Below are 10,324 nucleotides of genomic sequence, written 5' to 3' on the forward strand. Positions count from 1 at the left end.
GCAATACAGGAACCAGCCCTTAAACCTACCAACTCAATGAACCGTCCAACTCTACGGGGTCAGTTCATCGGGACCGGGCCTTTCAAGGATGCGGCGGGAACGATGCCTCGACTATTCGGCAGCTTCCTGCAGGCGGGGTGCTGCACCGAGCACGACGGCGTCGACATGGCTCTCGAATTTCTCGAAGTTGACTGCGAACATGCCGACCAGCCGCGCCGCCTGGCGGTCATAGGCAGCCTTGTCGGCCCAGGTCGAGCGCGGGTCGAGAATGGCGCTGTCGACACCCGGAACGGCCACCGGCACCTCGAAGCCGAAATTGGCATCGGTGCGGAACCCGGCCGCCTTCAACGAACCGTCGAGCGCCGCGGCCAGCAAGGCGCGCGTCGCCTTGATCGGCATGCGCTTGCCAGTGCCGTAGGCGCCGCCGGTCCAGCCGGTGTTGACCAGCCAGCAATCGGCGTCGTGGCGGGCGATCAGCTCGCGCAGCAGATTGCCGTATTCCTTGGGATGGCGCGGCATGAACGGGGCGCCGAAGCAGGTCGAGAACGTCGCTTCCGGCTCGATCACGCCCTTTTCGGTGCCAGCCACCTTGGCCGTGTAGCCGGAGAGGAAGTGATACATCGCCTGCGCCGGGGTCAGCCGTGCGATCGGCGGCATGACGCCGAAAGCATCGGCCGTCAGCATGATGATATTTTTCGGATGGCTGGCCCGTCCGGTCTTCGAGGCATTGGGGATGAAGTCCAGCGGATAGGCGCAGCGTGTGTTTTCGGTAAGCCGGCCGTCGTTGAAATCCGGCACGCGGTTTGCATCGAGCACGACATTTTCCAGCACCGTGCCGAAACGCTGCGTGGTGGCGAAGATTTCCGGCTCGGCTTCGGCCGACAGCCGGATCGTCTTGGCGTAGCAGCCGCCTTCGAAATTGAAGATGCCGTGCGGCCCCCAGCCATGCTCGTCGTCGCCGATGAGCGTGCGCGACGGGTCGGCCGACAGCGTCGTCTTGCCCGTTCCGGACAGCCCGAAGAAGATCGCCGCGTCGCCGGCCGGCCCCTCATTGGCCGAACAGTGCATCGGCATGACGCCCTTTTCCGGCAGCAGATAGTTCAGCATGGTGAACACGGACTTCTTCATTTCGCCGGCATAGGAGGTGCCGCCGATCAGCACGATCTTGCGGGTCAGATCGACCGCAATCACGGTTTCGGTGCGGCTGCCGTGGCGGGCCGGATCGGCACGGAAGGACGGCAGGTCGATGATCGTCATCTCCGGCACGAATTGCTCGAGCTCGGCGGTCTGCGGGCGGATCAAAAGGTTGCGGATGAACAGCGAGTGCCAGGCGAATTCGGTGATAACCCGCGTCGGCAGCTTCAGATCGGCATCGGCGCCGCCGATGAGGTCCTGCACATAGAGGTCCTTGTCCGCCGCATGGGCGCGGAAATCGGCGAGCAGCGTTTCGAACTGAGCCGGCGAAATCGCCTTGTTGTTGTCCCACCAGATGTGGGGGTCGGTGGCGCCGTCGCGCACGACAAACTTGTCCTTGGGCGAGCGGCCGGTGTGCTGGCCGGTCTCGGCAAGCAGCGCGCCACCCGCGGTCAACCTGGCCTCGCCACGGCGGATCGCGTCTTCGTAAAGGGCGGCCGCACCAAAATTATAATGCACCGTGCCGGTGGTTTTCAGGCCGATACGATCGATCGCGCAGGCAGAATTGCGTTTGCCGACTTCCGACATCAAGGGTCCCTTCTCCTGGATCGCCGCACTTTGCCGGCGCATTTCCGGCATGCCCGCGATGGGGGCTGAGACGGTCAGAACCAGAAAACTCGAATGATATCAAATCATTAATCGATTTAAAAAATTTGAAAGTTGTTTAAATCGTTTATATGTGCAAAAAATCACAGTGGTTGCCCAAAGGATTGGCACACAGTGTTCGTCCAATCCGTATAGAGGTGCGATTGGGGCCGCCGGCAAGCCGTCCGCGACAACGGATGGAGCCTGTGCCACATTTTGTACCTAATTTGTCCTGCAAAAGCCCCTTCTCTAAGATAGGAGGGACAGCTCATGAGGGAGCCGCTTGAAATGGCAACAATCGCGCTTGTCGATGACGATCGCAACATTCTGACGTCGGTCTCGATTGCCCTCGAATCCGAGGGCTATCGTGTCGAGACCTACACGGACGGGGCGTCGGCGCTGGAAGGCCTGGCGGCGCGTCCGCCGAATCTCGCCATCCTCGACATCAAGATGCCGCGCATGGACGGCATGGAGCTGCTGCGCCGAATGCGCCAGAAGTCCGATCTGCCGGTGATTTTCCTGACCTCGAAGGACGACGAGATCGATGAGCTTTTCGGCCTCAAGATGGGCGCCGACGATTTCATCCGCAAACCGTTCTCGCAGCGCCTGCTGGTCGAGCGGGTGCGCGCCGTGCTGCGCCGCGCCAGCACTCGCGAGGCTGCGGCAAAGGCGCCCAGCCAGCAGGCCCGTTCGCTCGAGCGCGGCCAGCTGGTGATGGACCAGGAACGCCACACCTGCACCTGGAAGGGCGAGCCGGTGACGCTGACGGTCACCGAATTTCTCATCCTGCACTCGTTGGCGCAGCGCCCCGGCGTGGTAAAAAGCCGTGATGCGCTGATGGATTCGGCCTATGATGAGCAGGTCTATGTCGACGACCGCACCATCGACAGCCACATCAAGCGGCTGCGCAAGAAGTTCAAGGCCGTCGACGATGACTTTGAAATGATCGAAACGCTTTACGGAGTCGGGTACCGGTTCCGCGAAGCCTGAGAACGGACCCGGGAGCTGCTATTCGATGGCAGTGGACGTAGAGCGAGGCAGACGGGCGGGCGTCGGCAGGCGGCCGTCCAGGATTCTGCCCGCATTCCTGTCGAGGATCACGGTGCCGATGCGCCGCTTCCTCGGCCATCACATCTTTTCCAGCCTGACCCGGCGCATCCTGTTCCTCAACCTGGCTGGCCTCGCCGTGCTGGTCACCGGCATCCTTTATCTCAACACTTTCCGCGACGGGCTGATCGACGCCCGCGTCGAAAGCCTGATGACGCAGGGCGAGATCATCGCCGGCGCGATCGCGGCGTCGGCGACGGTCGAAACGGATTCGATCAGCATCGATCCGGAAAAGCTGCTCGAGCTGCAGGCCGGCGAAAGCCTGGGGCCGGGCTCCGACCAGCTCGATAACCTCGATTTCCCGATCAATCCCGAGCGCGTCGCGCCGGTGCTGCGGCGGCTGATCTCGCCGACGCGTACGCGCGCCCGCATCTATGACCGCGACGCCAATCTGCTGCTCGATTCGCGCCATCTCTATTCGCGCGGCCAGATCCTGCGCTACGACCTGCCGCCGGTTGAGGACGAGCAGCCGGATATGCTGGAGCGGGTGCAGAAATTCGTCTTCGACGTCTTCCGCAACAAGGACCTGCCCGTCTATCACGAGCAGCCCGGCGGCAATGGCGCCGCCTTCCCGGAAGTGGTCAAGGCGCTGACCGGCAGCCCGTCGACGATCGTGCGGGTGAGCGAACAGGGCGAGCAGATCGTCTCGGTGGCGGTGCCGATCCAGCGCTTCCGCGCCGTTCTCGGCGTGCTGATGCTGTCGACCGAAGGCGGCGACATCGACAAGATCGTCGCCGCCGAACGCAAGGCGATTTTGCGCGTGTTCGGCATTGCCGCCCTGGTGACCGCCATCCTGTCGATGCTGCTGGCGTCCACCATCGCCAATCCGCTGCGCCGGCTGTCGGCGGCGGCGGTGCGGGTGCGGCGCGGCGTCAAGAGCCGCGAGGAAATCCCCGACTTTTCCGATCGCCAGGACGAGATCGGCAATTTGTCGATCGCGGTGCGCGACATGACCAATGCCCTCTATGCCCGCATCGAGGCGATCGAAAGCTTTGCCGCCGACGTTTCGCACGAGTTGAAGAACCCGTTGACCTCGCTGCGCAGCGCGGTGGAAACCTTGCCGCTGGCCAAGAACGACAATTCGCGCGCGCGTCTGATGGAGATCATCCAGCATGATGTCCGGCGGCTCGACCGGCTGATCACCGACATTTCCGATGCTTCGCGCCTCGACGCCGAACTGGCGCGCGAAGACGCGGCAATTGTCGACCTGAAGAAATTCATCACCGATCTCGTTGCCGTGTCGCGCGAGGCGACGCGCAACAAGAAAGCCGTCGAGATCGAGTTCAAGGCCGCCAAGCTGCCGCAGGGCGTCAAAGGCTATTTCGTCACCGGCCATGATCTCAGGATCGGCCAGGTCATCACCAATCTGGTCGAGAATGCCCGCTCCTTCGTGCCGGAGGATCACGGCCATATCGCCATTTCCCTGGCACGCTCCGGCAAGGTCAACATCGTCACCGTCGACGACAACGGCCCCGGCATCCGCGCTGACGCCATCGACCGCATCTTCGAGCGCTTCTACACCGACCGGCCGGCCGGCGAGGCGTTCGGCCAGAATTCCGGCCTCGGCCTGTCGATCTCCAGGCAGATCGTCGAAGCCCATGGCGGCACGCTGACCGCCGAGAACATCCCCGGCACCAAGCCCGGCGACATCAAAGGCGCCCGCTTCGTCGTGACGCTGCCGGCCGAAGGCTGATTGCAGCCGCGTATGCCCATCAAGAAACCTGAAAACATCCACGCCACCGCGATCCTGATCGGCGAGCGCGGCATCCTGATCACCGGACCGTCCGGCTCGGGCAAGACGACGCTGGCGCTGGCGCTGATCGATCATTTTGGCCGGCGCGGGCTGTTTGCGCGACTGATCGGCGACGATCAGCTGTTTGTCCAGGCGCATTTCGGGCGGCTGGTCTGCCGTGCGCCGGCCAGCATCGCCAGCCTCACGGAAGTGCCCGGGCTTGGCCCGAAGCCGCTTTTGTACGAACCCGGGGCGGTGATCGACCTGGCGATCCAGCTGATTGCCGCAGAGGAAATGGCACGTTTCCAGGACGAGTTGGGCGAGATGATCGCGGGCTGCACTGTGCCGCGCATCGACCTCGCCGAGCGCAACGTCACTGCGGCTTTGCCGGCGGTGATGGCGCGGCTGGCGATTGCGCCTTTCGTATGATCCGCCCCCGGTTTTTTGCTGCAATGCGTCAAAATGGCCATGGCCGGCGCAATTTTGGGCTTGTCAACGCGCCGCGCGTCGACAAGATAGCGCTCCCGCCGCCTGGGATGGCCGGCGAGCATAAAAAGCGCCTGTGAAGCGGCGATGACGGGAGCCACCAACGAATGATCGGACTCGTGCTTGTAACGCACGGTCAACTGGCCGCCGAGTTCCGCCATGCCGTGGAACATGTCGTGGGGCCACAAGACAATTTCGAAACCGTGGCGATCGGCGCCGATGACGATATGGAGCAGCGCAGGCGCGATATCGTCGACGCCGTCGGCCGCGTCGACACAGGAGCGGGCGTCATCGTCCTGACCGACATGTTCGGCGGCACGCCCTCCAACCTCGCCATCTCGGTGATGGAGTCCGGCCGCACCGAGGTCATCGCCGGCATGAACCTGCCGATGCTGATCAAGCTGTCGTCGATCCGCAAGGGTGACAACATGGCGACCGCGCTCGACGAGGCGCAGGCCGCGGGGCGCAAATACATCAACGTCGCCAGCCAGCTCCTGAGCAGCAAATGAGCATGGCATCGGAAAAGGACCAGATAGCCAAAGATTCGATCACCAGGGAGTTTCCGATCATCAACCAGCGCGGCCTGCATGCGCGTGCTTCGGCCAAGTTCGTCCAGGTCGCCAGCGGCTTCGACGCCACCGTCCATGTCGAGAAGGACGGCCTCAAGGTCGGCGGTACCTCGATCATGGGGCTGATGATGCTGGCAGCCAGCCCCGGCTATTCGATCCGCGTGACCGCCAGCGGCGCTGAAGCCGTGGCGGCGATGGACGCGCTGGAGGAGCTGGTCGCCTCGCGCTTCGGCGAAGAGTGCTGACCCGCCAAACACATACGCGCATAAAGATTTCTTTATATCCCATTGTCGTTCAGCCGGCGATCTGCTAGTCAGGCCGGCATTCCCGCGCCCTTCGACACGCCGTGTTGGCGCAGGCGCACCTGAAGACAAATCGCACCGGAGCACTGCCATGACAGGTAGCAAGGACTATGTGGTCGCCGACATCTCGCTTGCCGGCTGGGGCCGCAAGGAACTCGATATCGCCGAAACCGAAATGCCGGGCCTGATGGCCTGCCGCGAGGAATTCGGCCCCAAGAAGCCGCTGAAAGGCGCGCGCATCACCGGCTCGCTGCACATGACCATCCAGACGGCGGTGCTGATCGAGACGCTGAAGGCGCTCGGCGCCGATATCCGCTGGGCTTCCTGCAACATCTTCTCGACCCAGGACCATGCCGCCGCGGCGATCGCCGAAGCCGGCATCCCGGTGTTCGCCGTCAAGGGCGAGTCGCTGGAGGAATACTGGGACTACACCGACAAGATCTTCCAGTGGGCCGATGGCGGCCTCTCCAACATGATCCTCGACGATGGCGGCGACGCCACCATGTATATTCTGGTCGGCGCCCGCGCCGAAGCCGGCGAGGACGTGCTGTCCAACCCGCAGAGCGAGGAAGAGGAATACTTCGTCGCCCAGATCAAGAAGCGTCTCAAGGCTTCGCCGGGCTTCTTCACCAAGCAGAAGGAAGCGATCCGCGGCGTCACCGAAGAGACGACCACGGGCGTCAACCGGCTCTACCAGCTGCAGAAGAAGGGCCTGCTGCCGTTCCCGGCGATCAACGTCAACGATTCGGTCACCAAGTCGAAGTTCGACAACAAATACGGCTGCAAGGAATCGCTGGTCGACGGCATCCGCCGGGGCACCGACACGATGATGGCCGGCAAGGTTGCGGTCGTCTGCGGCTATGGCGACGTCGGCAAGGGTTCGTCGGCTTCGCTCAAGGGCGCCGGCGCCCGCGTCAAGGTCACCGAAGTCGATCCGATTTGCGCGCTGCAGGCGGCGATGGACGGGTTTGAAGTCGTCACGCTGGAAGATGCGGCACCCACCGCCGACATCGTCATCACCACCACCGGCAACAAGGATGTCGTCACCCTCGACCACATGCGCTCGATGAAGGACATGGTGATCGTCGGCAATATCGGCCACTTCGACAATGAGATCCAGGTGGCGTCGCTGCGCAATTTGAAGTGGACCAACGTCAAGCCGCAGGTCGACATGATCACCTTCCCGGACGGCAAGCGCATGATCCTTTTGTCGGAGGGACGCCTGCTCAACCTCGGCAACGCCACCGGCCATCCGAGCTTCGTGATGTCGGCCTCGTTCACCAACCAGGTGCTGGCGCAGATCGAGCTCTACACCAAGCCCGGCCAGTACCAGAACCAGGTCTATGTGCTGCCCAAGCACCTCGACGAGAAGGTGGCGCGCCTGCATCTCGACAAACTTGGCGCCCGCCTGACCGAACTGTCCGGCGAACAAGCCGCCTATATCGGCGTGACCCCACAGGGTCCGTTCAAGCCGGAACACTACCGCTATTAAGCATAGCGCAAGTTACCACTAGATATTGAAGCCGGGCGATTGACATTTCGCCCGGCTTCTTTTTTGCGCTGAATGATTCTTCACGCCGATTCCAGCACGCGCTATTGTGGTGATTCGCGGGCCGGGGACGAGGGCCGGCGCACGCATCGAGGGTATGATCCCGAAAAGTGGGAACCGGTTTTCGGAAAAGATCATGCTCTTCAAAAAAGAGTTAGATCAGGAGGGCGTTCTGCCGACGTCATCCTGATCTGGGCGGTCTTGCATTCAGGCGGCGAAGAGGACCAAGACATGCCGGGGGAAAACCCGCCTCGCGCGGGATGGGCCGTTTCCGGCGGCCACGACGATTCCGATATCACTGGCTCCGCCATGGCAGGCGGCGGCCTGAAGAACCGCGCCGGCGCCCGCCTGGGAACCTTTCTCGCCACCTCCGCGCTTGCCCCGCTCACCTCGTTTGCCGCGCATGCCGAGCCATCCATTGCGCAGAAAGCCGGGCTGTCGGTCAGCGCGGTCGAGGTCATCCAGCTCGCCATGTTCGTCGGCGTCATGGGCGCCGCTCTGGTCTCGGCCATCTTCCTCATCCGCGAAAGAGCCCGCACCTCGGCGCAAAATGTCGAGCTCAGGGCCCGCATCGCCGACGTCAACGCAGCCCTGCAGCGTTCGGAAGCGCTGCTCAATCTGCGCGACCAGCGCATCATCGTCTGGGCTTCGGAAAACAAGAAGCCCGAGCTGATCGGAACCTTGCCGCTCGAAAGCGGCGCGCCGGAAGACCGTGCAGCATTCCTGGCCTTCGGCCGCTGGCTGATGCCGCGTTCGGCGGCCGCGCTCGAAAATGCCGTCGCGGGTCTGCGCGAGAAAGCGAAGCCGTTCGATCTGGTCATCGAATCGCAGGCGGGCGCGCCGCTCGAAGTGCACGGCCGCAAGAGCGCCGCGCATGTGCTGGTGCGCTTCGTCTCGTTGTCGGAAACGCAGCGAAGCCAGGCCAGGCTCAAGATTGAGAACCAGAGGCTTGCCGCCGATTACGACACCATCATCGGCCTGCTCGACGCCTTGCCGATGCCGGCATGGCTGCGCGCCACCGACGGGCGGCTGAAATGGGTCAACCGCGCCTATGCCGGAGCGGTCGAGGCACCGAGCGCCGAAGCTGCCGTGCGCGAGGCCAAGGAATTTCTTGGCGGCCAGGCGCGCGAACAGATCGCCGAACTGCACAAATCGCGCCCGGTGTTCGAGCAGACGCTGTCGACGGTGATCGAGGGCGACCGCCGCGTCTTTGCCGTCACCGACTTCGCCGGTACCGACGGCTCGGCAGGCCTTGCCTGCGACACCAGCGCCACCGAGACGATCCGCGGCGAATATGAGCGCACCGTGCGCAGCCACGCCGACACGCTCGACCAGCTGAACACGGCGGTGGCGATCTTCGATACCGACGAGAAGCTGCGCTTCTTCAACCAGGCATTCCAGAAACTGTGGGGGCTGGACTCTGGCTTCCTGCACAGCGCGCCGGACAATGCGCTTTTGCTCGACCGGCTGCGCAGCGAAGGCAAGATCGCCGAACAGCCGGAATGGCGGCGCTGGAAGGAAGGCCTGCTTGGCGCCTACCGCGCGGTGGAATCGCAGGAGCACTGGTGGCATCTGCCTGATGGCAAGACCATCCGGGTGGTGGCCAACCCGCAGCCGAAGGGCGGCGTGACCTGGGTGTTCGAAAACCTGACCGAGAAGATGGATCTGGAAAGCCGCTACCAGACCGCGGTGCGGGTGCAGGGCGAGACGCTCGACAATCTGGCCGAAGGCGTGGCGGTGTTCGGCCCGGATGGGCGGCTGCGCCTGTCAAACCCGGCCTTTGTCGCGCTGTGGGGGCTGAGCCAGGATGTGGTCAAGCCCAACGTGCATGTCCAGGCGATCCGCGATCTCAGCGACCAGCGCGCCGTCGACAGCCCGTGGGGCGGGTTCGTTGCCGCCATCACCGGCTTCGACGACGAGCGCCGCGAGCGCCACGGCCAGACCGAGCTGAAGAACGGCACCGTGCTCAGCTACGCCGTCATCCCTCTGCCCAATGGGCAGGTGATGATGACCTTTGTCGACGTCACCGACAGCGTCAATGTCGAGCGGGCGCTGAAGGACAAGAACGAGGCGCTGCAGAAATCCGACCAGCTGAAGAACGAGTTCGTGCAGCACGTGTCCTATGAGCTGCGCTCGCCGCTGACCAACATTATCGGCTTCACCGAGCTGTTGTCTCTGCCGACGACCGGGCCGCTGACCACGAAGCAGCGCGAATATGTCGAGCATGTCGGCTCGTCGTCCTCGGTGCTGCTGACCATCGTCAACGACATACTCGACCTCGCCACCGTCGACGCCGGCATCATGCAGCTCGACATTTCGGAGGTAAGCGTCGAGCGCACCATCCAGGCGGCCGCCGAACTGGTCGCCGACCGGCTGGACGAGCATGCGATCAAGCTCAAGATAGACGCCGTGTCAGCGCCGAAGAGCTTCCATGGCGACGAGACCCGGGTACGCCAGATCCTCTACAATCTGTTGAGCAACGCCGCCAATTACGCGCCGGAGGCGAGCACGATCACGCTGGCCTGCCGCCATTTGGAACAAGGTGTGGAGTTCTCCGTCCATGATGACGGCCCCGGCATGCCGCCGGACCTGCTCGATTCGGTGTTCCGCCGCTTCGAGCCGCGCACCAATGGCGGACGCCGGCGCGGTGCGGGGCTTGGCCTGTCGATCGTCAAGAGCTTTGTCGAGCTGCATGGCGGCTCGGTGCGTATCGAGACCGGCAAGGACAAGGGCACCACCGTCATCTGCACCTTCCCCGATGCACCGTCGGGCGTCCGCGCCGCGGCCGAGTAGAGCGATC

The 10,324-nt window shown here is 63.5% G+C and carries 8 protein-coding genes; 7 read left to right on the forward strand and 1 reads right to left on the reverse strand.

The features are described from left to right. Positions 1-111: 111 nt before the first annotated feature. A complete protein-coding gene (locus ACWTU9_RS23865) occupies positions 112-1,722 on the reverse strand; it encodes a phosphoenolpyruvate carboxykinase (RefSeq protein ID WP_455860439.1) in 1,611 nt (536 codons plus the stop codon). 345 nt (positions 1,723-2,067) lie between these two features. Between ACWTU9_RS23865 and ACWTU9_RS23870 the strand changes: the two genes are divergently transcribed. From ACWTU9_RS23870 to ACWTU9_RS23900, 7 genes are all read left to right on the forward strand, one after another. Further along, on the forward strand, positions 2,068-2,769 hold the full coding sequence (locus ACWTU9_RS23870) for a response regulator transcription factor (RefSeq protein WP_143975642.1): 702 nt from the start codon (positions 2,068-2,070) through the stop codon (positions 2,767-2,769). Between the two features lie 25 nt (positions 2,770-2,794). Continuing rightward, positions 2,795-4,579, forward strand: coding sequence for a stimulus-sensing domain-containing protein (locus ACWTU9_RS23875; RefSeq protein WP_455860440.1), 1,785 nt, complete (start codon positions 2,795-2,797; stop codon positions 4,577-4,579). 12 nt (positions 4,580-4,591) lie between these two features. Beyond that, positions 4,592-5,047, forward strand: coding sequence for an HPr kinase/phosphorylase (locus ACWTU9_RS23880; protein ID WP_455860441.1), 456 nt, complete (start codon positions 4,592-4,594; stop codon positions 5,045-5,047). 164 nt (positions 5,048-5,211) lie between these two features. Beyond that, positions 5,212-5,613 carry a PTS sugar transporter subunit IIA gene (locus ACWTU9_RS23885; protein ID WP_112392978.1) on the forward strand — a complete coding sequence of 134 codons (402 nt, stop codon included), beginning with the start codon at positions 5,212-5,214 and terminating at the stop codon, positions 5,611-5,613. Positions 5,614-5,615: 2 nt separating this feature from the next. Continuing rightward, complete coding sequence (locus ACWTU9_RS23890; protein WP_455860578.1) at positions 5,616-5,918, forward strand: HPr family phosphocarrier protein; 303 nt, start codon at positions 5,616-5,618, stop codon at positions 5,916-5,918. A 148-nt stretch (positions 5,919-6,066) separates the two neighbouring features. Continuing rightward, entirely contained in the window at positions 6,067-7,467 is a 1,401-nt protein-coding gene (ahcY, locus tag ACWTU9_RS23895) for an adenosylhomocysteinase (protein ID WP_455860442.1), read from the forward strand. Positions 7,468-7,755: 288 nt separating this feature from the next. Next, positions 7,756-10,317, forward strand: a complete 2,562-nt coding sequence (locus ACWTU9_RS23900; protein ID WP_455860443.1) for an ATP-binding protein — start codon at positions 7,756-7,758, stop codon at positions 10,315-10,317. The last annotated feature ends 7 nt before the right edge of the window (positions 10,318-10,324 follow it).

The sequence above is a fragment of the Mesorhizobium sp. 128a genome (assembly GCF_053848025.1).